This window comes from Pseudomethylobacillus aquaticus, from assembly GCF_003730115.1.
In the GTDB taxonomy this organism is placed as follows: domain Bacteria; phylum Pseudomonadota; class Gammaproteobacteria; order Burkholderiales; family Methylophilaceae; genus Pseudomethylobacillus; species Pseudomethylobacillus aquaticus.
In genome coordinates this window covers 359,189-384,757 of record NZ_RJVP01000001.1, presented here as the reverse complement: position 1 = coordinate 384,757, position 25,569 = coordinate 359,189, and the positions used below count along the sequence as shown (strand labels likewise).

At 59.4% G+C, this 25,569-nt stretch carries 19 protein-coding genes; 6 read left to right on the top strand and 13 right to left on the bottom strand.

Translation table 11 applies throughout. The features are described 5' to 3' along the window. Positions 1-21 precede the first annotated feature (21 nt). Entirely contained in the window at positions 22-2,160 is a 2,139-nt protein-coding gene (locus ED236_RS01805; protein WP_123236223.1) for a YgiQ family radical SAM protein, read from the top strand. A gap of 73 nt (positions 2,161-2,233) precedes the next feature. Here the strand turns inward: ED236_RS01805 and ED236_RS01800 are convergent, their stop codons facing one another. The 3 genes from ED236_RS01800 to ED236_RS01790 all read right to left on the bottom strand — a co-directional run bounded on the left by ED236_RS01800 (position 2,234) and on the right by ED236_RS01790 (position 5,917). Next, complete coding sequence (locus tag ED236_RS01800; protein WP_123236222.1) at positions 2,234-2,419, bottom strand: hypothetical protein; 186 nt, start codon at positions 2,417-2,419, stop codon at positions 2,234-2,236. 211 nt (positions 2,420-2,630) lie between these two features. After that, positions 2,631-2,966: a hypothetical protein gene (locus ED236_RS01795; RefSeq protein ID WP_123236221.1), complete on the bottom strand. Its 336-nt coding sequence runs from the start codon at positions 2,964-2,966 to the stop codon at positions 2,631-2,633. A 59-nt stretch (positions 2,967-3,025) separates the two neighbouring features. Next, on the bottom strand, positions 3,026-5,917 hold the full coding sequence (locus ED236_RS01790) for a hypothetical protein (RefSeq protein WP_123236220.1): 2,892 nt from the start codon (positions 5,915-5,917) through the stop codon (positions 3,026-3,028). 349 nt (positions 5,918-6,266) lie between these two features. Between ED236_RS01790 and ED236_RS01785 the strand changes: the two genes are divergently transcribed. Next, positions 6,267-7,133 carry a TraB/GumN family protein gene (locus tag ED236_RS01785; protein ID WP_123236219.1) on the top strand — a complete coding sequence of 289 codons (867 nt, stop codon included), beginning with the start codon at positions 6,267-6,269 and terminating at the stop codon, positions 7,131-7,133. A 117-nt stretch (positions 7,134-7,250) separates the two neighbouring features. Here ED236_RS01785 and ED236_RS01780 read toward each other — a convergent pair whose 3' ends face one another. The 10 genes from ED236_RS01780 to ED236_RS01735 form a co-directional block, all read right to left on the bottom strand. Continuing rightward, positions 7,251-7,727, bottom strand: coding sequence for a hypothetical protein (locus ED236_RS01780; RefSeq protein WP_123236218.1), 477 nt, complete (start codon positions 7,725-7,727; stop codon positions 7,251-7,253). Beyond that, a complete protein-coding gene (locus ED236_RS01775) occupies positions 7,724-8,038 on the bottom strand; it encodes a DMT family transporter (RefSeq protein WP_123236217.1) in 315 nt (104 codons plus the stop codon). Before ED236_RS01775 ends, ED236_RS01780 begins: the two co-directional genes overlap by 4 nt. A gap of 226 nt (positions 8,039-8,264) precedes the next feature. After that, positions 8,265-8,867: a lipocalin family protein gene (locus ED236_RS01770; RefSeq protein ID WP_123236216.1), complete on the bottom strand. Its 603-nt coding sequence runs from the start codon at positions 8,865-8,867 to the stop codon at positions 8,265-8,267. 32 nt (positions 8,868-8,899) lie between these two features. Beyond that, complete coding sequence (locus ED236_RS01765; protein WP_123236215.1) at positions 8,900-9,346, bottom strand: YaiI/YqxD family protein; 447 nt, start codon at positions 9,344-9,346, stop codon at positions 8,900-8,902. Beyond that, complete coding sequence (locus tag ED236_RS01760) at positions 9,343-10,917, bottom strand: DEAD/DEAH box helicase (RefSeq protein ID WP_240031984.1); 1,575 nt, start codon at positions 10,915-10,917, stop codon at positions 9,343-9,345. Before ED236_RS01760 ends, ED236_RS01765 begins: the two co-directional genes overlap by 4 nt. A gap of 217 nt (positions 10,918-11,134) precedes the next feature. Continuing rightward, positions 11,135-14,536 carry a transcription-repair coupling factor gene (gene mfd / locus ED236_RS01755; RefSeq protein WP_123236213.1) on the bottom strand — a complete coding sequence of 1,134 codons (3,402 nt, stop codon included), beginning with the start codon at positions 14,534-14,536 and terminating at the stop codon, positions 11,135-11,137. 91 nt (positions 14,537-14,627) lie between these two features. Continuing rightward, entirely contained in the window at positions 14,628-15,014 is a 387-nt protein-coding gene (locus tag ED236_RS01750) for a DUF2934 domain-containing protein (RefSeq protein ID WP_123236212.1), read from the bottom strand. 152 nt (positions 15,015-15,166) lie between these two features. Further along, complete coding sequence (gene tldD / locus ED236_RS01745) at positions 15,167-16,630, bottom strand: metalloprotease TldD (RefSeq protein WP_123236211.1); 1,464 nt, start codon at positions 16,628-16,630, stop codon at positions 15,167-15,169. A 278-nt stretch (positions 16,631-16,908) separates the two neighbouring features. Then, positions 16,909-17,772, bottom strand: a complete 864-nt coding sequence (locus tag ED236_RS01740) for a carbon-nitrogen hydrolase family protein (RefSeq protein WP_123236210.1) — start codon at positions 17,770-17,772, stop codon at positions 16,909-16,911. A 170-nt stretch (positions 17,773-17,942) separates the two neighbouring features. Then, complete coding sequence (locus ED236_RS01735) at positions 17,943-21,830, bottom strand: YhdP family protein (RefSeq protein ID WP_123236209.1); 3,888 nt, start codon at positions 21,828-21,830, stop codon at positions 17,943-17,945. A gap of 364 nt (positions 21,831-22,194) precedes the next feature. On the opposite strand from ED236_RS01735, the gene ED236_RS01730 reads away from it, so the two are divergent. The 4 genes from ED236_RS01730 (at position 22,195) to ED236_RS01715 (ending at position 25,540) form a co-directional block, all read left to right on the top strand. Continuing rightward, positions 22,195-24,084 carry an ATP-binding cassette domain-containing protein gene (locus ED236_RS01730; protein WP_123236208.1) on the top strand — a complete coding sequence of 630 codons (1,890 nt, stop codon included), beginning with the start codon at positions 22,195-22,197 and terminating at the stop codon, positions 24,082-24,084. Between the two features lie 68 nt (positions 24,085-24,152). Continuing rightward, positions 24,153-24,707, top strand: a complete 555-nt coding sequence (locus ED236_RS01725; RefSeq protein WP_240031983.1) for a hypothetical protein — start codon at positions 24,153-24,155, stop codon at positions 24,705-24,707. A gap of 118 nt (positions 24,708-24,825) precedes the next feature. Beyond that, positions 24,826-25,203, top strand: coding sequence for a DUF4149 domain-containing protein (locus tag ED236_RS01720; protein WP_148042229.1), 378 nt, complete (start codon positions 24,826-24,828; stop codon positions 25,201-25,203). Positions 25,204-25,219: 16 nt separating this feature from the next. Further along, a complete protein-coding gene (locus tag ED236_RS01715; RefSeq protein ID WP_162299567.1) occupies positions 25,220-25,540 on the top strand; it encodes a YggL 50S ribosome-binding family protein in 321 nt (106 codons plus the stop codon). The last annotated feature ends 29 nt before the right edge of the window (positions 25,541-25,569 follow it).

The following is a 25,569-nucleotide window of genomic DNA, read 5'->3' as shown; positions in this document are numbered from 1 at the left end:
ACATAGTAGAATGCGCGCCTCATGGAAACTCCGAGACAAATCAATACCTATCGCCCCTACTGGGCCAAGCGCTTTGGCGTCGCCGCCATGCTGCCGATGACGCGCGCCGAAATGGAGCAGCTCGGCTGGGATAGTTGCGACATCATTCTGGTCACGGGTGACGCCTATATCGACCATCCCAGCTTTGGCATGGCGCTGGTCGGCCGTTTGCTGGAAGCCCAGGGCTTCCGCGTCGGCATCATCGCTCAGCCGGACTGGCAGTCTGCCGATGCCTTCAAGGCGCTGGGCAAACCTAATCTGTATTACGGCATCACCGCCGGCAATATGGATTCCATGGTCAACCGCTATACGGCTGACCGCAAGATACGTTCTGACGATGCCTACACGCCGGGCGCTGCGGCGGGCAAACGCCCGGATCGTGCCGTGCTGGTCTACAGCCAGCGCTGCCGCGAAGCCTACCCCGATGTGCCCTTGGTGGTCGGTAGCATCGAAGCCAGTTTGCGCCGCATCGCACACTATGATTACTGGTCGGACAAGGTACGCCGCTCCATTCTGGTCGATTCCAAGGCCGATATCCTGTTGTACGGCAATGCCGAGCGCGCCCTGGTGGAGCTCACGCACCGTATCGCACGTGGCGAACCGGTCAGCGAGATCACCGATATCCGTGGCACGGCTTATCTGCGCAAGCGTATTCCGGAGGGCTGGCAGGAGGTCGCTTCCACGCAGATGGACAGGCCGGGCAAGGTCGATGTGCATGTAGACCCCTATGAAATGAAGATGGGCGCCGGTTCCAGTTGCGAGACGGACGACAAGATAGACGCCAGCGCAGCCTTGCCTGCGGGCGTCAGTGCCATCCAGATCGTGCGCAAGCAGAAGGTGCCGCGTGAATTGCAGGTGGTGCGTTTGCCTGCTTATGAAGAAGTCTCGCAGGACCCGGTGATGTATGCGCATGCCTCGCGCGTGCTGCACCTCGAGTCCAATCCTGGCAATGCGCGCGCGCTGGTGCAGCGCCATGGCGACCGTGAAGTGTGGCTCAACCCGCCACCCATCCCGCTCACCACCAAGGAAATGGATTACGTCTACGATCTGCCCTATGCGCGCAAGCCGCATCCAGCCTATGGCGCGGCCAGGATCCCGGCCTGGGAGATGATCCGCTTCTCGGTCAACATCATGCGTGGCTGCTTCGGCGGTTGTACCTTCTGTTCCATCACCGAGCACGAAGGCCGCATCATCCAGAGCCGCTCGGAAGAATCCATCCTCAACGAGATCGTGGAGATCCGCGACAAGGTGGAAGGCTTCACCGGCGTGATCTCCGACCTAGGCGGCCCCACTGCGAATATGTACCGCATGGCCTGCAAATCGGAAACCATAGAACAGGCCTGCCGCAAGCTGTCCTGTGTGTATCCTGGCATTTGCGAGAACCTCAACACCGATCATTCGGCCCTGATCCAGCTATATCGCAAGGCCCGCGCCATCAAGGGCGTCAAGAAGATCCTGGTCGGCTCCGGCCTGCGCTATGACCTGGCCGTGACCTCGCCTGAATACGTCAAGGAACTGGTGCAGCACCATGTGGGCGGCTACCTCAAGATCGCGCCCGAGCATTCCGAAGACAATGTGCTGTCCAAGATGATGAAGCCGGGCATGAGCGCATACGATGAGTTCAAACTCATGTTCGAGAAATTCTCGAAAGAAGCAGGCAAGGAGCAATACCTGATCCCGTACTTCATCGCGGCACACCCTGGCACCACCGATGAAGACATGCTGAACCTGGCGCTGTGGCTAAAGAAATACGATTTCAAGCTGGATCAGGTGCAGACCTTTACGCCTACACCGATGGCGATGGCCACGGCCATGTACCACTCCGGCAAGAACCCGCTGCGCAAGGTCACCCATGACAGCGAACAGGTGCCCATCCCCAAAGCCGGTGGCGTACGCCGTTTGCACAAAGCCTTCATCCGCTACCATGACCCCAACAACTGGCCCATGTTGCGCGAAGCCCTCAAGAAGATGGGGCGTGCCGACCTGATCGGTAACGGCAAGAAGCATCTGGTTCCGGCCTGGCAGCCGATCAAGCCTGTGGTTGCCGCTGCAGCCAGAACCGGGTCCAGAATCAAAACTGCAGCCCGCAGCCCGGCGCGTGCGCCCACACGCGGTAAATGAGACGTCTGTTAGACCGAGCTTCACCCATTAAAAAGCCTGCAGATGCAGGCTTTTTAATGGGTGCGGAATTGGCTTATTTTTTCTCGAAGATCTCTTTGGGAGAAGCGCCGTTGGCTGCGAGGTAGCAATGGTGATAAAGCGCGATCCAGTAGCTGCGATCACGAACGGCCTTGGGATCGGAGTCTTCCTTTTCTCCGATCAGCTTGAGTAGGTCAAGCGCAACGCGTTCTTTACTGTCTTTCATAAAATCTTCTGCCATGATGGCTCCCTGGTAAGGTAAAAATAATCAAGCTTGCAACGCTGTATCAAATATATACATTATCCAGCGTTTTTTCCATGCACCACCCCGCTTTATTTTTGATGACAGGGCATGGTTCCCAGCCTTTAGTCTACCTGTTCTGGCGGCTAGTCTTGACTGCTGGATTTTGCGCGGTGAGCAGCGATGTTTCCAGTGTTTTCGTTGAGGCGGGTCAGGGCGATTCAGGCACATATTTCTTAATGAAAGCCTCAATGAAATCGGAGCCCGCGTAGCCCATGCCCAGCAGTGTGAATACGGTTTGGCGCTGCAGCCCATCGGTGTTGAGGAACTCCTCCCATAGTAACAGCGCACCAAGCACACCGGCGACGGCGCCGATGAGCAGGCTGATGTACAGGTCGGACAGCTGGATCAGCTTACTGACCGAGGTGCCGGTACGTTCGGCCTTGCCATGCAGCTTCTTGAAGCCGGCGATGACGCGTACACATTGACCAGCTGCACCCAGCATGGCGCCAAGCAGGATAACCAGTATCAATTGTTCCAATGGCATGTTGTCTCCCTGAGGTTTGTAAGAGGCTGTATGCAGCAAGCAGCCGTTTTGTAATGGATCTAAATGTTCAAAGCGGTCATGTATTCGGCCAGCTTGAGCCCGGAAACGGCACCAATCACATACAGCACCGCCCGGACACTGGCTTGCTGCGAGAATGGGGCGAAAGCCCCGCTACGGTATGCGGCGATGCGGCTCATGATCAGGTTGCCTTGCGTGATCAGCGACTGCCGGTTGTCCAGCGTGTGCATGCCATGCAGCTGCAACAGTTGTAGTTCGAGGCCGTCGATGGCGCGCTGACGGGCTCGTTCCGCTGCATTGCGCAGCCACCAGGCATGCAACAACACCAGGCCGAATGCCACCGCGAACAACAGGATGAACGCCGGGGAGAAGTCCCAGGCATCGAACAGCTGGCTATGTGAGGCCAGTAGCAGCATCAGTGGCGCAATGGGATAGAACACCAGCATGCTGAGCGGTGTGGTCAGCTCGGCGATCATCCTGATCTCCAGCCAGTCATCGAAGCGGTATTCCTGCCCCTGCGGCAGCTGGAACTTCTCCAGCTGCCGCAGCGGCCAGCGTGTTTCCTGACTGAGCTCCTTGATCAGCTCCACGCAGCTGGCGATGTAGCTGGCCACGCAGAAGATGAGCAGGATCACCATGCCTGCGCTGATCAGATAAAGCGCATTGCTGAAGTAGTAGGCGCTGTTGCCGCGTACTGGCGTGTTGGGCAGCCCCAGCGCCAGCAATAAACAGATGCCGATGAACATCAGCAGGGTGGTGTGCACGCAGGCGCGTCTGAACACGCGGCCGAAGCTGGCCTGGCGGAAGTGCTGCCAGGCTTGCCAGACGCGGTATTGGCGCGGGTCGTCGAGCTCACCCCAACCAGCATCCTCTGCAAAATAATGTGTGTGCAGCAGCGCCTGATTGGCACGTATCCGCTGATGTAAGTGCAGCATGCAGCTCAAGCTCACGATCAGTGCAAGCATGCGCAGTAGCTCGCTGGGCCAGCTACTCACGCCTTCCAGCCAGTACAGTGGCTCATGGGTCAGCTGTATCAGTCGCGCTGCAAGTAGCACGATCGCCAGGCTGCCAATCAATAGCAGTGCTGGTTTGATGGTCTGCCACCGGGCTTTGTAGCCTCCGTCCAGATGGCTGGCCTGACCTTGGCTGATGGCTACCGGGAAACGGATCAGGTATGCCCACCACAGCGTGATGCCGATCAGCAAGCCCAGATAGTAGGGCCATTGCCTGTCTGTTGCCGCAGTCGCAGCTGCGGTCTGCAGGGGAATGACCTGGTTCAAGCCGATCTCGTACAGCTGTGCCGAAGGGTTTAAATTGCTCAGAGATTCGCATCGTGCATCGCGCATTGCCAGCGACTTGCACACTGCCAGTTGTGTCGCATGGAAGGTCGCTGTCTGATAACTATCCCGGAATGGGGCGATACCATCCTGCAGACTCAAGCCCCCTATGCCGGGCAAGCCGAGACCGAAACTGGACGCTACCAGCAGATTGCGGGTGTGTTGATTGTCGGCGGGGTGCAGCATCGCCGCTTCAAGGTCGGTAGTGAAGAAAATGGCTTCTGTAAACTGCTTGCGCAAGGCCTGCAGGATCAACAGCTTGTCGTAATAATCATTGGCCAGGATACCAATGGCACGAATGCCGCATTGTTTGAGTATGCGATTACCCAGGCTGCATTCAGCGCGCAACAGGCGGTCTTTTTGGGCCAGCTCTGCACTGATGCGGCGCAGGTAATCGGTCTGGGCATCACCATCCGGACGTTCTATGCTGGCCGGGTCTGGCGTTCCGTTCCTGCTGCTGGCTGCATCGCTGCGCGTGGGTTCCTTGCTGTCATGCAGCTTCCCATCCAGACCACGCATGAAACGAAAATGGTGGGTCTGAAATTGCGAGTCACCCTCGAAGCTTTGTTGCAGGCGGCGTGCGTACAGCGTATCCCACTGGCTGATGAGGGCGATATGACCAGCCTGCGCCTGCGGGCTCAAGCCATAATCCTTGCCTATGCGGCGCAGATGCAACTCCTTGAATATGACGGCCGCCAGCACATCGTCCGTGGACACATTGCGGTGGAATGCAAATCCGCGTGCGTGCAAGGCGGGATCACTGGGGTCATGTGCCACGGTGGCATAAGGGGAATACACCGCCAGTTGGCTGATTGGCAGTTGCGCGGTTCCATCGTCCGGCGATACAGGCGTTAACGGCTGTTTCAGGTCGCTAAGCATCTGCAGCAGCATGGAGGAGGAAGCCGGGCCTATCAGTGCATTGCGCTCCGGGCTTATGGCAGCCAGCAGGCTGGCGATGCACAGGCTGGCGTTGGCCGGGGCGAGTTGTTGACCATTGAAGCGGGTCTCGCTTATTGCACGCTCATCCAGCCACAGCAGCAGGATCTTCTTGGCTGTGACAGCGTTATCCTGGCTCAGCCACTCGAACGGTATGCTCGCCGGTACACTGCTGCAGGAAGAGGGGGCCGTGCCTGGTGCTATCCTGACCTGACCGATGCGTTCTGCATCCTCCGGCGAGTATCCCTGTACCTGCAATGCGGAGAGCACCGCATACCGGGCGCGTCGCCTGGCTTCGTTGTCGCCGACAGCGGCCCCACCGGACACCATCACTCCCAGAGTCAAGGCATGCTGATCACCATACTGGCTGCGCAAGCTGGATAGCCACGCGATGTCCGCATCTGCGGGGCAATCGTCCTTGGTGCTGGCCTCGCATGCGGTTCTTGCTGATCTGGATTCCGCGCTGCGGATCGCGGCAAACGGGTCCTGCCATAAGCGTGCATCGACAGACTGGATCGATTGATGCCGCAATACGCTATTCTCAGGGGTGGGTCGGTAGCTGCTGAGCGGGTAGTTGACCAGCGCGGCACCAGAGGCCAACAGGATCACCAGCACGATCTGCAACCATGGGGTCTGGCCGGAAGTCAGCATATTGTTCATATGGCGGCTGCCAGTAGGCGTTCGCCAGACATGACGGGCTTACTCGAAAGGGGGGATTGCATAAGCTGCTCCTTTACTTAGGTGCGATAGCGAATGGCCAATCGATGCTAAGAGTAAGGCTTTCCGGGGTCAATACACCACAAGTGAGGGCGTCAGCTAGGCGCAATAGCCTGGCGATCTGGCATGCCCGGCCTGGATCGGCCTGTGCCGGTCAGAACTTCGCCATGGCCAGTCAGTCTATTTGCACGCAATCTATCAGCACGTGTTGGCTGCAGTGGCCGCTAGTTGGTATTCTGGCGAGGTACGCGGCTCACACATTGCTCCAGTTACCCCTTACTAAGGAATCTTTATGCACACCCTGTTCCGTATCAGCCTGCACGGTGCATTGCCTGCACTGGCATTGCTTATCGCCAGCCTGGCGCAGGCCGCAGACACTGGCCTGTTGTGGAAAGTCGAAGCGGCGAATGGCAAGACCAGTTATCTGTTTGGCACCATGCACAGCGATGACAAACGGCTGGATGCGCTTCCCAAGGGGCTGGATGCTGCCCTGGCCAGCAGCGAAGCGTTCATGATCGAAACCCTGCCACCACGTGACCCCGGCATCTTCCTGTTGCAGGACAATCAGATGGTCAGCAGTTTTTTAAACGATGCCGAAGTGGACAAACTGCGCGAGCTGGCAGACTTCCATTCCATGCACACAGAGGCGGCGCTGCGCATGAAGCCCTGGCTGCTGGCGGTGATCTTCGACCTGCCCAAGCCACAGACGCCATTTTCCATGGATGCCAAACTGATGGCCAAGGCAGAACAGCAGGGCAAGCGTGTATTCGGCCTTGAGGATACCGACGAGCATTTCGGCGTGCTGGACAGTTTCAGCATGGATGAACAGATCGTCATGTTGCGTGCCGTGCTCAAGCGTAGCCAGAAAGACAAGCAGCGTGATTTCGAGGCCTTGATCAAGGCCTACAAGACCGGCGATATCGACAACATACTGAAGCGCAACGAAAAGATCACCGGCGACATGTTGCCAGCAGCATTGTGGGACAGGATGCGTTTCAAACTCATCGACGAACGCAATGTGCGCATGGCGGAACGCATCGCGCGTCAGGTGGAAGAAGTACCGGTCTTCGTCGCAGTGGGCGCTTCACATTTGGGTGGCAAGGGTGGCCTGGTCGAGCGCTTGCGTGAGGCGGGGTATCAGGTGACGGCAGTCAAATAAGCGTTCAATAACCATTCCCGCGCATGGTGGCGCACAGTGACAAAGGAACGGCGGTCTAGGTCTCCAGGCCGCCGTTTTTTGTGCGTGAAGTGTTCGGATTGTTGAGCTGTCAGGTGTTCAGGTGCGTGTCGGCTGACAGCTTTTGGCGATGAGCAGGATATGCGCACAAAAATCCGGATCCTCGCCCTGCAACAGTTTGGGCAGCAGTTTGCGGAAGTCTTCGCGCTCGCACCATTCGCGCATGTAATCTTCCCAGGAGCGCCAGCGGCGCAGCTGTTTGCCCGACATGTCCGGTTCATACGCCAGCAGATAGGCGCGTTCGAACAGGGAGATGAGGATCTCGTACAGCACACGCACCCGTTCACGCTGCTCTTCGTCGAGATCGGTGATCTCGCATTGCGAGCGCAGCTTGAGATCCGGGTTGGCCATCATCAGTTTGAGGAAGTCGGTATAGGCGTCCGACAATAGTTGATAGACCTCTTCTTCCTCGTTCTCGCGTTCCTTGCGCTGCTCCATCAGAAAGGTCAGGATGGCCAGCGGCAGGCCGACCACCGTGACCACATAACTCAGCAGTTCCCAGGTTTCAACGTTCATGACACTAGTTTGAGCCCGATGATGGATGCAATCAAGAGCAGCAGGAACAGCATGCGCAGGGTGCCGGCGGGATCACCAAAGGCGACGATGCCGACGATCACCGTGCCCAGCGCGCCTATGCCGGTCCACACGGCATACGCCGTGCCCAGCGGGATGGTGGCCGTGGCGCGTGTCAGTAGCCAGAAGCTGATGGCGGCGAACACCACAAAGCCGAGCGTTGGCCATAGGCGGGTGAAACCGTCGGATAATTTCAGGCAGGTCGTGAAGCCCACTTCGAACAAACCAGCTAACAGTAATAACAACCAGGACATGATCTTTTTCTCCGTGCCTGTGCCAGCCAGGTCCAGCCCAGTACAGCCAGCTCAGCAACAGCAAAGCATCATCTACAAAATAAAAAATGCACTTGAGGGTGCATTTGAGGGCGGTTCAACAGAACCCTGCTCAGCGGAGCAGGGTGGCAGATTATTCGGTCAGACTTGGTATGCAGTCGTAAGCTCAAGCCATGGGTTCAAGCCTTAGGCTCAGGCCAAAATGCAATCAAGGGCGGACATGGCGGCCAGCGCTGTAATCGCTGAGGTCACCACGTTGCGGCACATAGATCAGTTTTTGTGTATCAAAACCCATCTCCCTGGCCTCTGCGATCAGCTGCGCCTTGATCGGGTAAGCTAGTTGCGGCGTGCGTGACAGGATCCAGAAGTACGACTTGTCCGGCCCGCACACCATCACATAATTATAGTAAGGCTGGTCCAGGTGCAGGATGTTGTACGCCCCGTAGAACGGGCCGAAGAACGACACCTTGAGCTTGCCGGTGCGTGTCTTGTCCGCATTGGGCGCGTCGATGAAATAGGCTTTGCCGACCGCTTCCTGCCATTCTTTCTTAGCCGGGTCATAGCCACGGTTCACCACTTTGATGCCGCCGTCTTCGCGCAGGCTGTAGGTGGCGGTGACGTTCTCCAGGCCACGCTCAAAGCTGTGGTCCAGGCGTGCGATCTCGTACCAGCTCCCCAGGTACTGGTCGGGGTCCAGACGCTGAACCACTTTGACGCCTTCGGGCGTGCCGGTACAGGCGCCGAGTAGCAGGCTCAGACACAGCAGGCTTAGGCACGGCAGGCTGGAATAGCGCAGGAACAAGGTCTTCATAGCGACTTTCTATGTCAGGCGGGTGAGATTGCTTAGCTATGATGCGCGAGAAAGCGATCCAGTTCCGCAGCGAATGCCTGCCGGTCAGTGTTGCTGAACGCGGCTGGCCCACCGGTCTCCACACCACTGCCGCGTAACTCTTCCATGAAGTTACGCATGGCCAAGCGCTCCTGGATATTGGTGGTGCTGTAACGCTCGCCACGCGGGTTGAGCGCATGAGCGCCCTTGGCAATCACTTGTGCGGCCAGCGGGATATCCGCAGTGACCACCAGATCGCCAGCTTGCAGTTCATCGACGATCATCCGGTCTGCCACATCGAAGCCAGACGGTACCTGAAACGCACGTATCCACTGCGAAGGTGGCACCCGCAGCAGCTGGTTGGCGACCAGTACCGTGGGGGTTTGCGTACGCTCGGCGGCGCGAAACAGGATCTCCTTGATCACGGCCGGACAGGCGTCAGCATCTACCCAGATGGTCATCGCGAGCGGTTACGGTTCGGGTTGTGTCGTGGCACCGGGCTAGGTGAGAACAGGGCCGGTTGTGGCATGGCCTGGTGGCGTGCGGCTTCCGACATGACGCTGCTGGTCTTGGTCTGGGCGGGCTGTGATGCACGGTTACCATTTGCCTTGTCAGCGCCGGGCTGACGTTGCGCTGCATTCGGGCCTTTGCCGGGCTGTCCGCTGCGACGGTTGCCATCATTCGGGTGGCCTTCGCGCTGCGGGCGCGTGCCGCGTGCTGGCTGGGTGCGTTCTGGATGCACGCGCTCCGACTGACCACGCTCCAGCGGATGACGCTGTCCCTGGCGCGGTTCGCCCTGACGTTGTTGGGCTTGATTTTGTTGACCTTGGCGCGGTTGATTGCGGCGCTGCAGCGGTGGGCGTGGTGCTTCCACTTCCGGTTTGGCCGAAGGTACAAAGCCCTCCAGCTTCACGCGCGGGATCTCGCGCTTGATCAGTTTTTCGATGTCCTTGAGCAGTTTCAGTTCTTCCGAATCCACCAGTGAAACGGCGGAGCCGGAACTGCCGGCACGACCGGTACGGCCGATGCGGTGCACATAATCTTCCGGCACATTAGGCAGCTCGAAGTTGACCACTTGTGGCAGCTGGTCGATGTCCAGGCCGCGTGCGGCGATGTCGGTGGCGACCAGCACGCGCACCGAGCCGTCCTTGAACTGGGCCAGCGCTTTGGTACGTGCGCTCTGGCTCTTGTTGCCGTGGATGGCCGCGGCTTCGATGCCGTCCTTGACCAGTTTTTCAGCCAGGCGGTTGGCGCCGTGCTTGGTACGTGTGAATACCAGCACCTGTTGCCAGTCGTTGCTCTTGACCAGATGGCTCATCAGGTCGCGCTTGTGACCCTGGGCCACCATGTGCACGCTTTGCTCGACCAGTTCGGACGCGGTGTTGCGGCGTGCCACTTCGACAAAGCCCGGGTTGTGCAGCAGGCGGTCGGCCAGTTCCTTGATCTCGTCCGAGAAGGTGGCAGAGAACAGCAGGTTCTGACGCTGTTTAGGCAGCAGTGCCAGCACTTTTTTGATGTCATGGATGAAGCCCATGTCCAGCATGCGGTCGGCTTCGTCCAGTACCAGGATCTCCACGGCAGACAGGTCTATGGTCTTCTGGCCCGCGTGATCCAGCAGGCGGCCAGGCGTGGCCACCAGGATATCCAGTGATTTGCGCAGGCGGTCGATCTGCGGGTTGATGCCCACACCACCGAAGATGACCATGGATTTGAACGGCAGGTATTTGCCATAGGTTTTGACCGACTCTTCCACCTGTGCGGCGAGTTCACGCGTCGGGGTCAGGATCAGGCAGCGTGGTTGACCGGCTTTGTTCTGGGCCGGTTTCTGCTGCAGCAGGTGCAACACTGGCAAGGTGAACCCGGCGGTCTTGCCGGTGCCGGTCTGTGCGCCAGCCAGCAGGTCACCACCGCTGAGTACCAGCGGGATGGCTTTGGCTTGTATCGGGGTGGGGGTGGTATAACCGGCGTCAGACAGCGCGCGCAAAAGGGGTTCGGCCAGCCCAAGGCTGGCAAAGCTAACTTCAGTAGACAATGTAAAACTCCACGCTTGGAATTTGAGCCGGCCTTTGCCAAGCAGCAACACCAATCGAGGCAGACGGATAAGTGATCGGATGATCAGGGTAAACATGAGACCGCTGCGTTGATTGGTAGACGCAGGGAACGGCCATTATACGGGCCAAGCCAATAAAAGCGAGGTAATTCTGCCCGGACTGGCGCGAAGCCGGTCCGGGCAGGCGCTCAGTAGGCGGTCAACTCAGTGCTTTCAACAAGGTGCGGATGAAGTCGCTGCGGTCACGGATCCCGGCGAGTTGCACGGTGATACGCAGCTTGTCCGGCCCGTTCATGCGGCAGCGCCGGTCGCGTTGCAGCAGGGCGATGAGTTTGTTCGGGTCCAGATCGGCCTTGGGGTTGAACTGCAGTTGCACCGCGCTATCGCTGGCGTCGATCTTGATGATGCCCAGCGCTTTGGCGGCCACGCGCAGACGATGGCAGGCCAGCAAGGCATCGCCCTGCAGTGGCAACAGTCCGAAGCGGTCGATGAGTTCTTCCTGCAACTCGTCCAGTGCATCATCGTCCTCGCAGTTGGCCAGGCGTTTGTACAGCACCAGACGCTCGTGCACATCCGGACAGTAATCATTGGGCAGCAAGGCGGGCGTGTGCAGATTGATCTCGGTGGTGACCCCCAGAGGCGCGGAGATATCCGGCTCTTTGCCCGCCTTGAGTTGCTTCACGGCGTGGCTCAGCATGTCGGAATACAGCGAAAAGCCGATCTCCTGCATCTCGCCCGATTGTGAATCTCCCAGTAGCTCGCCTGCGCCACGGATCTCCAGATCGTGCATGGCGAGGTGGAAGCCCGCGCCCAGGTCTTCCAGCAGCTGGATGGCATCCAGCCGCTTCTGTGCCTGTGGCGTGATCTTGCGGTCCGGGTCGGTCAGCAGGTAAGCATAGGCCTGATGGTGGGAGCGGCCCACGCGGCCACGCAACTGATGCAGCTGCGCCAGACCGAACATATCGGCCTTGTTCATGATGATGGTGTTGGCCGTGGGCACGTCGATGCCGGTCTCGATGATGGTGGTGCACAGCAGCAGATTGGAGCGCTGCTGGTAGAAGTCGCGCATCACATGTTCCAGCTCGCGTTCACGCATCTGGCCATGGGCGATGGCGATGCGCGCTTCCGGCAGTATCCTTTCCAGCTTTTCCTTCATCACGAAGATGGTGTCCACCTCGTTGTGCAGGAAATACACCTGGCCGCCACGCTTGAACTCACGCATGGCCGCTTCGCGGATGATGCCTTCGGAATAGTCGGTGTGGAACGTCTTGATGGCCAGCCGTTTTTGCGGCGGTGTACTGATCACCGAAAACTCGCGCAAGCCTTCCATGGCCATGGACAGGGTGCGCGGGATGGGCGTGGCGGTCAGCGTGAGCACGTCCACTTCGGCACGCATGGCTTTCAGCTGCTCTTTCTGACGCACGCCGAAACGGTGCTCTTCATCCAGGATCACCAGCCCCAGATTCTTGAACTTGACGTCCTTCTGGATCAAGCGGTGCGTGCCGATGATGATGTCGATATTGCCTTGTTCCAGGCCCTTGATCGCCTCGGTCTGCTCTTTGGCACTGCGGAAGCGCGAGATCTCGGCGATCTTGATCGGCCATTCAGCGAAGCGGTCACTGAAGTTGTTGAAATGCTGTTCGGCCAGCAGCGTGGTCGGCACCAGCACGGCCACCTGACGGCCGCCCATCACGGCCACGAAGGCGGCACGCAGGGCCACTTCGGTCTTGCCAAAGCCCACATCGCCGCACACCAGACGGTCCATGGGGCGGCCGGACTGCATGTCATGGATGACTGCTTCGATCGCGGATAGCTGATCGGCGGTTTCCTCGAACGGAAAACCATCGGCGAAGGCTTCGTAATCCTGCAGCGACAGCGTGAAGGCATGGCCGCGCCGTGCGGCGCGCTGGGCATATAGATTGAGCAATTCGGCGGCGGTATCGCGGATCTGCTTGAGTGCTTTCTTCTTGGCTTTTTCCCAATTGCCGCTGCCCAGGCGGTGCAGCGGGGCCGACTCCGGTGGCCCGCCGGAATAGCGCGAGATCAGGAACAATTGCGACACCGGCACATACAGCTTGTCGTCACCGGCGTATTCCAGCAGCAGGAACTCGGTCTCGCCTTCGCCAAAATCCAGATTGATGAGGCCGCGGTAACGGCCTACGCCGTGTTGTTCATGCACCACCGGGTCGTGTTCACGCAGCTCGGACAAATCCTTGAGCATGCCTTCGGTGTTGCGTGCGCGCTCTTTGTCACGGCGGCGTTGCTGACGCACGGTGGCGGCATACAGCTCGGCTTCGGTGACCAGTACGAAATCATCGCTGATGAAGCCGTTGTGCAGAGGCGAAACGCCCAGCATCACATGGTCTTCCGTCTTGATCAGCGTGTCCCAGTTGTCGGCCAGGGTGACTTCCAGGCCATGTTCCTGGAACAGCTGCAGCATGGTTTCACGGCGGCCCAGGCTTTCGGCCGTGATGAACACGCGCCGGCGTTGCTGGCGGATGAAATTGCGCAGTTTGTGCAGTGGTTCTTCGGCACGCCGCTCGATGTCGAGCGCGGGCAGCCCGCTCTCTACTTTGTCGGCACTGAATTGCAGACGCGCGTACTGCTGCGTGCGCGTGAAGAAATCGTCAGCTTTGAGCAGCAGGCGTTCCGGCTGCAGGATGGGACGTTCAATGTCGTGCGCCAGCAGACGGTAACGTGACTGGGCGTCGTGCCAGAAGGCCTGCGCCGCCAGATCGAGGTCGCCATGCAGGCACAGCACGCTTTGCGCGGGCAGGTAATCGAACAGCGTGGCGGTCTCGCTGAAGAACAGCGGCAGATACCACTCGATGCCGCCGCTGGCGATGCCCTTGCTGACATCTTTATAAATGCGGCTGCGTGATGGATCGCCTTCGAAGGTCTCTCGGAACTGCTGACGGAAGCAGGCGATGCCTTTTTCATCCAGCGGGAATTCGCGCGCGGGTAGCAGGCGGATCTCGGGCACCGGGTACAGGCTGCGCTGGGTATCCACGTCAAAGGTGCGTATGGTTTCGATCTCGTCGTCGAACAGGTCCAGACGGTAGGGCAGTGCGCTGCCCATGGGGAATAGATCCACCAGGCCACCGCGCACGCTGAATTCGCCCGGACTGATCACCTGATTGACATGGTGATAACCCGCCGAGGCGCATTGCACACGCAGGCCTTCCAGGTCCAGGCGCTGGCCTTTGCTGAGCATGAAGGAATGCGCGGCCAGATAAGCCGGTGGCGGCAGGCGCAGCAGTGTGGTGGATAGTGGTACCAGGATCACATCGCAGTTGTTCTGGCTGATCTGGTACAGCGTGGCCAGCCGCTCCGAGATCAGGTCCGGGTGCGGGGAAAAGTGGTCATAGGGCAGGGTCTCCCAGTCTGGCAGCAGGTGGATGCGCAGTTTGGGAGCGAACCATGGCAGCTCTTCCAGCAGGCGCTGGGCTTCAAACGCGCCTGCCGTGATGATGACCAGCGCTTGCTGCTGCTGATGCAGTTCGCGGGCCAGTTGTGCCAGTGACAGGCTGTCGGCCCCGGCCGGGAGTGCTGCGATACGTTTGGACTGGCCTGATGCCGGCTGCGGCAGCTTGGACTGCATGAGGTGGTGCCGTGACTGGTGGTTCTAAAACGCTATTATAGCCGCTGCCCGCAGGGCGCGGCTATGTGGCAAGCCCATCGGGTGTGCAGGCTTAGCGTTTGCCCAGGATCTTGTTGATCTGGTTTTCTGCAGCGACCCAGTAATCCACCGGGCTGCCTTTGAATTTGTCGCGCTCGGCAATGAAATAAGCGGCCACTTCGACCATGCGGTAACGCTCCTCGGCACCGATTTTGGGTGCCTTGTCGCTGGCTTTCTTGCCCGAAGGTTTCTTTTCCGGCTTGGCTGCAGACTCAGGCTTGGGCACAGCAGCGGTTTTAGCCTTGCTCTCTGGCGCGGTCACTTCAACTGGGGCCGCCGCTTTTTTGCTGACGGCGCTGACCGGTTTTACTGGTTTGGCTGCGGTCTTGGCTTCTGCCTTGGATTTGGCTTCTGCCTTGGGCTTGGCCACGTTGGGTTTGCTTGCGCTGGTTTCTGCCATATGACTTCCTTTCCTTGACGGTGACGATCAGTTGAACAGGCCGGGGCTAGCCCCGGCCTTATACTAAACCGTTCTGCGGCTATCAATCTAGCGCGTCAATCCAGCGCGTCAATCCAGCGCGTCAATGACCTGGCAGGCCATTCCAGACATTATCAGGCCGTGCCGCCCACGGTGAGGCCGTCGATGCGCAACGTGGGCTGGCCCACGCCCACCGGCACGCTCTGGCCTTCCTTGCCACAGGTGCCCACCCCCGAGTCCAGCGCCATGTCGTTGCCTATCATGGTCACGCGCTTCAGCACATCCGGACCGTTGCCGATCAGCGTGGCGCCCTTGACCGGGTAGGTCAGTTTGCCATCCTCTATCATCCAGGCTTCTGCGGCCGAGAACACGAACTTGCCGCTAGTGATGTCCACCTGTCCGCCGCCGAAGTTGGCAGCATACAGGCCTTTTTTCACCGACTTGATGATCTCTTCCGGTGCTTTGTCACCATTCAGCATGTAGGTGTTGGTCATGCGCGGCATGGGGATGTGGGCATACGATTCGCGGCGCGCATTGCCGGTGACCGGCATGCCCATCAGGCGCGCATTGAGGCTGTCCTGGATGTAACCACGCAGGATACCGTCTTCGATCAGCACCGTGCGTTGTGTGGGATTGCCCTCATCATCGATATTGAGCGAGCCGCGACGATCCGCGATGGTGCCATCATCCACCACGGTCACGCCCTTGGCGGCCACCTGCTGACCGATGGCGTTGCTGAATGCCGAGCTGCCCTTGCGGTTGAAATCGCCTTCCAGACCATGGCCGATGGCCTCATGTAGCAGGATGCCGGGCCAGCCGGACCCGAGCACCACGGTCATGTTGCCAGCCGGGGCCGGGCGTGCCTCCAGATTGACCAGTGCCTGGTGTACGGCTTTCTGTGCGTAGTCGTGCAGTACCTCATCGCTGAAATAGCCGTAGTCGAAACGGCCGCCACCACCGGCCGAGCCTTGTTCGCGTCTACCGTTGTGTTCGACGATGACCTGTATGGACAAGCGCACCAGTGGGCGCACATCGGCGGCCATTACTCCGTCATGGCGGGCCAGCATCACCACATCATACTCACCCGCGATGGAGGCCATCACCTGCGTGACGCGCGGATCGAGCGCGCGTGCATATTGCTCCAGACGCTCCAGCAGGCTCACCTTGGCATCTGCGCTGAGTGAGGCGATCGGGTCCTGCGGCAGATAGAGCTGACGCGGAGTTGCACGTGCAATGCCGGGTGCGGTCTGTGCATTGCCCAGGCTGGAGATGGCCCGCGTGGCATTGGCGGCCTGTTGCAGCGCATGCAGATTGATGTCGTCCGAATAGGCGAAGGCGGTCTTCTCGCCGCTCACCGCGCGTACGCCCACACCTTGGTCTATGCTGAAATTGCCGGATTTGACCTGGCCTTCTTCCAGTCCCCAGCTTTCCGAGCGCGTGTACTGGAAGTACAGGTCGGCATAGTCCACCTTGTGCGACATGATGCTGCCCAGCACGCCTTGCAGTGCCGCGATATCCAGCGAAGCGGGCGCCAGCAGGGCGGCCTGTGCTATATCGAAGTGCGGGCTGTTGTTCACGATAGGGCGATCGGCTGACATGGGTGTTCCTCTGGTTGACTGCATGGGTTTTGCAGAGATGCTTGATGGCTATGAATGCTTAATGTATGGATTTAATACTATCAATATAGTTTCATTGATAGTATTAAACAATAGATAAAATCATGAGTCCTGGCTCAAACAAGGCCGCTGTCTCAAGCAACGCGGCTGTGATGGCGCGCCGGGAGCCGAGGTCAGCCAGGCCTTGGAGCAGACTCAAAGAACAGACTCAAAGAACAGACCAAGCACTGGCCGCCATCAGGCTGCCGGGCAAGCGTGCATCAGACCTTGAATACGGTACGATGCTTCAGCGCAGGCAGGCTGGCACGCAGGCTGGCCTGATAACCGGCATTGATGGAGGCGATCACGACACCCGAGCCACGCGGCAGACGATCCAGTACCACGCCCCAAGGGTCCACCACCATGCTGTTGCCATGCGTCTCGCGGCCAGACAAGTGATAACCACCTTGTGCCGGTGCCAGGACATAGGCCTGGTTCTCGATGGCGCGCGCACGGATCAGTGTCTCCCAGTGTGCTTTGCCTGTGGTCTCGGTGAAGGCGGAGGGCACCACCATGATGTCCACTTCGCCCATGGCGCGGTACAACTCGGGGAAGCGCAGGTCATAGCAGATGGACAGGCCGACCTTGCCGAACGGCGTCTGCACCGCCACCACCTGGTCACCGGCTTCGATAGTGGCTTCTTCACGGTAGTGCTCATTGCCCAGATCCAGGCCGAACAGATGGATCTTGTCATAGCGCGCCACCTGCTTGCCCTTGTCGTCGTAGACCAGGCAGGCGTTGCGCACCTTGCCCGGCAGGTTGGCTTCCAGCGGGATGCTGCCGCCTATGATCCAGACTTCGTGTTTCTTGGCGATCTTGGACAAAAAGCGCTGGATCGGGCCAGTGCCTTCTTTTTCACGCACCGCGACCTTGTCGGTGTCTTTCAAGCCCATGATGGCGAAATATTCAGGCAGGGCGATCAGCTTGGCACCCTGATTGACCGCGATCTCGATCAGCCGCTCGGCTTCACTGAGATTGGCTGACACATAAGGCCCGGAGGCCATCTGGATACCGGCGATCTTGACGATACCGGCAACCGGTGCTGGTTTTGGTTTGGCGACTTTGGCGCGTGATTTGATCGGCATGCTTCAACCTTCATTTATCATTATTTTGAGAACACTGTAATGCCACAACGCTATGAATCATACAGGATAGCTTGCCCGCGCTTCCAGCCCGGCCCCATGTCTGGCATGCAAGGCGGGTGTTTCCGTTAACGCGCTGGCTGGTAGAGCCCTGCACCCGGCCATGGTTCATATCAGCGCGTGAGCGGTGAGGCCGGCGTCACGCTGGGCGTGCTTTCATCTTCGACTTCCTTGGGGTTATCCCAGGTGCCGATGATCTGATATTCGTCAGCGGCCAGCTTGTTGAGCGGGTCCTGCAGGATCTTCTGCGCCACAAATGCGGCTGCCCCCACGATAGGGCCGCCAGCCAGCGCTGCCAGCGACAGACTGTCACCGATGAACGGCGTGACCTTGATATACAGGTGCTGGGTCTCGTTGGCAAGATCGGTACTGCCGCGCATATCCACCACAGCGGTAGGCCCGGCCATGTGGAAATTGTCGCTGCGCATGATGCCGTCCATGATGTTGACCTTGGCGGTGATGGTGTCGAAAGTGAAGCCGCTGCTGAACACATCGCGGAAGTCCAGGGTCAGGCGACGTGGCAGGTTCTGCAGCGTGAGCACGCTGAACAGTCGGCCCACGCCAGGCTGCACTTTGAGGATCTGGCCTTCCTTGGCGTCGAGTTGCAGTTCGCCGGACAGGTTGGCGAGCTGGAACTGATGCGGGCTGCCAGCCCATTGCAGTTTCCCGCTGATGTCCGCGTTGCCGTGCTGTATGGTTCCAGGGTGGCCATAACGCGTCAGGGTGGCGCCCAGGTCCTTGATCTGCCAGTTCAGGTTGAGTCTGGTTTGCGGGTTGCGCAACCAGCTGCGCCAGTCACCGTCTGCCGTCAGCGTGCTGTCCGCGTTGCTGATGCGCAATTTTTCGATATGCCAGTCTTCACCGCGCGGGTTGGCGTTCAGCTCCAGCATCCCCAATTGCTTGTCACGCAGGTCGAACCTTTCGGCACGGATGTCCAGCGCCGGATAGCTCTCGGTAGGCCTGGCTGCGCTATTGCTGACCGAGCTAGTGCTGGCCGCGTCGGGGCTGGCAGTGAGTTTGGCTGGCGCGTTAGGTGGCAGGCTCAGGTATTTGAGGCGTGCTGTCAGCTTGCCGTTGCTGGGCGCTGACCAGTCGATGTCACCACTGATCTCGCGGCTATTGAGCGCGATCTTCCAGCCTTGATTGACCGTGTCGGCACGCAGCGTCACCTGATGCAGGCGTTTGTCCATCACATCCAGCGTATCGGTGCTGATGTCGAGGTGGCGCAGCAGGGGCATCTGCGTGGTGTTTGCTGCCGTGCTTGCATTGGCATGCCTGCCTGGTGCCAGTTTGCGCCAGGCATCCACATCCATCTCCTGCAACTGCGCACGTATGCTCAGCCCATCCTTGACGGGTAACTGGGCAGGCTGGTTGATGGCGATGTCGCCCGACACCAGGCCTTGCTGCGGATGTACCAGCAACTTGCCAGCGATAGCTTGCGCTTGTGTGCTGGCGAGCGTGAAATCGTAACGCTGCTGTGGAGATTCGGCAGGCAGGACGTTGATCTGCAACGGCATCACCTCGTCTGCAGATTTGTTCAGCGGCGCAGGCAGGCGTGACTGGATGCCGCGCAAACTGGAGTTCACCACGATGTTGGCTTGCGCATGCTCGACCCGGATATCGGCGTTCCAGTCTGCGCTGCCGCTCAGGAATTGCCCCAGATCGCTGCCAGTCAGTGCCGTGATGCCACTGTCATTGATCTGCCCGCGGGCGGCCACATGCACCACGCCGCCGGGCTGCGATGCCAGGTTGAATTGTGCTGGCCCGCCATACACACTGGCCTGCACATTGTCTGCCTTGATGCCAGTCTCGGTGAACTGGAGTTTGCCCTGCAGTTGCGTGATGGGCGGCATGGCATCGCTGTCCATGCTGCCATTGCTGATCTGATAGCTGCCTTTGACCCTGGTGTTGTGGGTGTCGGTGAGCGGGATCTGCAACTCCAGGTCCAGCACGCCATCGCCAGTGGTCTGCAAGGTGCGTGTGAAGCCCTGCACGGTGTTGACCAGCGGACTCTGATTGACGTAATTCACGCCTGCGCTGACCGGCCCATAACCGCGACTGACCACGCTCAGCACCGGATGATGGTCGCTGAGGTTGTCGATGCTGACGCGCGCCTGTTGTACCTGATTCCCCAGGGTCTGGCCCTTGCTGGCAGTCAATAACATGCTACGCCCCTGGAATAGCAGGTCCAGCGCGATGCCTTCCAGCCTGGGCCAGGATTCCGCGAACTGCAGCGTGCCATTGCTCAGCTTGGCGCTGACCTTGAACAAGCCGGGCTTTCCATCCACAAACGGGAAGTCGGCGGTCTTGCCTTTGACGATGACATTGATGTCACGCACATCGCCGCCCTGCAGGGATTGCTCCAGCCAGTTGGATGTGACCGGGCCGACCAGATGCGGCAGATAATGCTTCACCGAGCGCACATCGGCACGCGCAAAGTTGGCTTTGAAATCCATGCTGCTGTTCTTTGCATCACGGGTGCGGATGAAGCTGCCGTTGATGCGGCCGCTGCTGTGGCTGTTGCCGAGCTTGAGGTCGTTGACCAGCACCGTGGTCTTGCCGGTTTGCACGCGCCATTTGATATCGCCATTCAGCACGTCGGCTGCGATGGGTTTACGCATGATATTGGGCAGGTCCAGCGTGGCAAGCGTGCTGTCCAGTTCCAGTGTGCCGCCGTCCTGATCCGCCTGCAGGCTGCCACTCAGCTGGTCAAAGCCAGGGACCTTGGCATAGGCCTGCATGCTGAGGTCAGAGAAGGCTGTGCTCAGCTGATAAGCCTTGGGCAAGCTGCGGCCATCGCTATCTGTCCAGCTGAGTTTGAGTTGTTCCAGCTTGCCCGCAGGCTGCATCGCGGTCAGCGCATTGCGTGGCGCTTCGCCCAGTGGCAGATGACGGGCCAGTGCGCGCAGGGCTTGCAGATCCACGCTTTGCAGCGCCAGTGAGCCGGACAGCAAACGGGTGTTGCGATCACGTTGCAGATTGAATTCGCCGTCGCGCATATCGACACCGGTGTCCGTCAACAGGCGCAAGCGGCTGGCTTGCCAGATATCCTGCTCTGTGTCGCGTTTCAGGCTGATCCGGCCTGCCAGCTCGCGCAGCTGCAAGGTCTGCTCATCAGGTTGTCCGTCCGCGCTGAGCCGCGTGCTGACATTGCGCAGCGCCAAATCGCTGTTGATGGCGGCGATCCGGCCTTCGTCTATGTCCAGCCACAGCTTGGCCACACCAGTGCCGCGCACGATGTCCAGCGGGTAATCCAGCCATTGCTTCCATACCGCGATGTCGGCGCTTTCCACACGCGCGTATAAAGTGCCACGCCAGTTCTCAAGCTGGCTGATGTCGCGACCGTAGAAGTTGCCGCGCAGGTCTATGGGTTTGGACGAGGCGACCGCAGGCAGGGCGCGCAGCCCGAATTTATGATGGCCGATCAGCCCTTCCCAGGCAGGATTGATCAGCGTGAGCTGCAGCTGATTCAGCTCCAGCGGCGGTGCTTTACGCATATCGTCCTGCCAGATCATGCGGGCATCGATCACGTCGATACGCGACTGGCGCAGCAGCCAGTTGGCGAATTCCGGCCGGGCCGGGCCGCCCATATGGATGCCTGCCACATACAGCTGGCCATCGGTTTCACGGCGTATGGTGAGCTCGGGCTGGTACACGGCCAGCTCCGACAGGCGTGGCTCCAACAGCAGCAAGCTCAGCCAGGACAGGCTGGCTTCGACGCGGATCAGGGTGAGGGCAGGGCGCTGCTGGCGGTCGATGAGCTGCACATCATGCAGGCTGAGGTGTGGGTTGAGGCCTTTCCAGCTGGCATCGATCTCGCCTATGGTGACGGTTTCGCCCACCGTTGCAGTGACTGCGCTGGCGATGCGCTCACGGTAGTCATCGATATTGGGTAGCACCAGGTAACGCATGGCCAGTACGCTGCCAGCCAGCACGAAGATCACTGTCCACAAGGTGAAGAGTGTGACTCTATAAAACCAGAGCAGTGATTTTTTAACCATAGATAGCGTGAGCTAGGCAACCATACAAGCGAAGAAGAGCGAAAACCTTACCAACGACGAGGTAAGCGAGCAAGCGCCTACAAAATCACATTATATGCTGGTGCGGCAACTTTCCCTGCTAAAAGTTGCAGCCAGACTGCCTGTGCGATGCTGCCTTGCGGCAGCGCTAGGCAGGTTCAGCAGAGGCTGCTGACGTTTGGCCGCACTGGATTGCCTCATTCGCAGCCGTTATTGATGGCATGTTTCCATCGCTGTAGAGGCTAAATGATCAAGCTGGATGACCAGGCCCGAGCAGTTGGGCGCCAAAGATTAAGCTAGAATAGCCGCCTCATCGATTCTTGCAGCTTCCAGCGAAAGTCCTGTTTTGATCCAGCTTAAAAATGTCAGTCTGTTGCGCGGCGTCAAAGTCCTGATCAGCGCCGCCAATATGCAATGGCACCCCGGCCACCGCATCGGCTTGACCGGCGCCAATGGCGCAGGCAAATCCAGCCTGTTCGCCATGTTGCGCGGTGAGTTGCATGCGGATGTCGGCGATGTGGATATCCCGCTGGATTGGGTCGTGGCGCATGTGGCGCAGGAAACCCCGGCACTCAGCACCAGTGCGCTGGAGTTCGTGCTGGATGGCGACGAAGAATTACGTCAGCTGGAACAACGCCTGGCGGTGGCCGAAGCCGCTCATGATGGTGCGCTGGTGGGTGAGTTGCATGGGCATCTGGCCGAGATCGACGGCTATGCGGCACGCTCGCGTGCTGCCAGCCTGCTTGATGGCCTGGGCTTCAGTCAGGCAGACATGAGCCGTGCAGTCAGCGAATTCTCCGGGGGCTGGCGCGTGCGGCTCAATCTGGGGCGTGCCCTGATGTGCCGTTCCGATCTGCTGCTGCTGGATGAGCCCACCAACCATCTGGACCTGGACGCCGTGATCTGGCTGGAAGGCTGGCTGCGCGATTATCGCGGCACCTTGCTGCTGATCTCGCATGACCGCGATTTCCTCGACGCCATCGTCAATCACATCGCGCACATCGAGCAGCAGCAATTGACCTTGTACCGTGGTGGATATTCCGATTTCGAGCGTCAGCGCTCGGCACGTCTGGCGCAGCAGCAATCGCTGTACGAACGCCAGGAGCGTCAGCGCGCGCACCTGCAAAAATATATCGACCGCTTCCGTGTGCAGGCCACCAAGGCCAGACAGGCACAGAGCCGCATCAAGGCGCTGGAACGCATGGAAACGGTATCGGCTGCCCATATCGATTCCCCGTTCAGTTTCAGCTTTTTGCCATTGCTGGGCGTGTCTGACCCCTTGCTGGTGCTGGATCAGGTGGCGACCGGCTACGCCGACAAGACGGTGCTGCAGCAGCTCATGCTGACCATGCGCCCGGGTGAACGCTTGGGGCTGCTGGGTCGTAATGGGGCCGGCAAATCCACCCTGATCAAGCTGCTGGCGGGTGAATTGCCCATGCTGGCGGGCAAGCGCACCGAGGGCAAAGAGCTGCGCATCGGTTACTTCGCGCAGCACCAGCTGGAGCAGCTGCGGCCGGATGAATCGCCGCTGCAGCACATGCAGCGGCTGGACCCGCTGACGCGTGAACAGGAACACCGCAATTATCTGGGCGGCTTCGACTTCAATGGCGACATGGTGATCAGCCCGTGCGCGCCGTTCTCGGGCGGCGAGAAATCCCGTCTGGCGCTGGCCTTGCTGATCTGGACCAAACCCAACCTGCTGCTGCTGGACGAGCCGACCAACCATCTGGATCTGGAGATGCGCCATGCCCTGACGCTGGCGTTGCAGCAATACGAAGGCGCGGTGGTGCTGGTTTCACATGATCGCGCTTTGCTGCGTGCCACCTGTGACCGCTTCATGCTGGTCAGCGACGGCAGCGCGCAGCCCTTTGACGGTGATCTGGACGATTACCGTGACTGGCTGGCCACCCAGCGCCAGGCCGAGGTGGTCAAGGCCGCCAGTCCGGCCAGACAGGAGCGTGCGGCCAGCAAGGCGGAACGCCAGACACGCCTGGCGGAGCGTCGGCCATTGATCAAGCAGATCGAGCGCGTGGAAGCCCAGCTCGCCAGGCACCAACAGGAAAAAAGCCAGCTCGACGCGCAACTTGCCGACCCGGCGCTGTATCAGAATAGCGACAAGCAAGCGCTGACCGCTCTGCTCAAGCGCCAGGCCGAACTGGCTGAACGCATCGAAGCAGACGAGCTGGACTGGCTCACCCTGCACGAACAACTGGAAGCGCTGCCTGCCATCGATTGAGCGTCCGCAGGCCGCACCGGCTATCATGAACTGAACTCATCCACTGACTGGAATCAAGGAACCACGTAATGGAAATGACCTACGCACAACGTCTCAGCCTGCTGCACGCCACCTGTCTCGCCGAAGCGGGCGGCAATGCCAGTGCCGATCTCAACGATTACGATCCGCTGGAAGCCGCCAACTATCTGGCCTGCTACCTGACTTTTACGGCCATCCGTCAGGCTGGCCGTTCACCGGCGGATGAGCGCCGTGATCATTTTGACATGCTCAGCGTGTACCAAACCTATGCCATGCTGATCTACGCCTACCTGGCGTTGCCGCTGGGCAATGAGGGCATCACGCCGGATGTGGAAGGCGCGCCTGTGGTGATTGCCAAGACCTTGTTCGCGGGTTTGAGTGACGAGGAATGGGTGGAGATCATCGATGCTGGCAGCCGCAAGTTCGACCTGATCGCCGAAGCCGAGCAGGAGCACTGGGTGGATTACCGCCAGGACCTGGACAAACTCACCGTGGCGTTCGTGGTGGCAGGCACCGACGAGAACGCGCCGTTCGAGCGTAGCGAACTGATGCCGGTGTTCGGCAGCCAGCTCAGCGCTTTGTGCGAGGCGTTTGTGCTCGATTGAGCGCTAGTCTGATGCGCCTGCAGTGAGCGCGGGATTATTTGCCACCCGCGGCCTGCCGTATGGAATCTTCTGCATCCTGTCATGGTCATTGATGTGGTCAATGAACTGGAGTGACGCGATGTTGAGTGTTTTGATGATGGTGGCAGTACTGAGTGTCATGGTGTTTTTCAGCCTCATCATCGCACCCATGCTATTCTCTACCTTGTCTGCGACCTATGCAGGCGCATTCGTACGCAAGTTCTTCCCGCGCTACTACCTGATTCTGGGGCTGGTATCGCTGCTCACCGGCCTGATCGCCACCGACGCCACTGTCGCCGGTATAGGCTTTGCTTGTGCCGTATTGTTCCTGCTTTCCCTGTTCCTGACGCCCGCCATCAATCGCGCCTCAGACCGGCATGACAAGCGCCAATTCGCTTTGCTGCATGGTGGCAGTGTGCTGATCAGTCTGTTGCAGATGGGCCTGCTGCTGTGGGGCATCCTGCGATTGAGCTGGTGATGAGGAGAGGATGGAGATGAGCAAGTCGCGCAGCCGCCGTTTACGCAAAAAACTGCACTTGGACGAGTTCCGTGAGCTGGGTTTTCGACTCACGCTGAGCTGGCCCCGCCATCCCGATGAAGACACCCAGGATATGCTGATGGAAGCCTGGCTGGACGAGGTGATCCTGCCACGCAGACTGGCCTATGCTGGCTGGATCGACGGCGGTTTGATCTATCGTGCTTACCGCGGCAGTGCAGATCAAGCCGATAGGCAGGCGGTATCAGCATGGTGGCAGCAGCGTGATGCTGGTTGCCTTGTGGTGCTGAGTGAGTTGGTGGATATCTGGCATAGCTGATTGTCAACCTATAGCTTGAGTCTGCACCG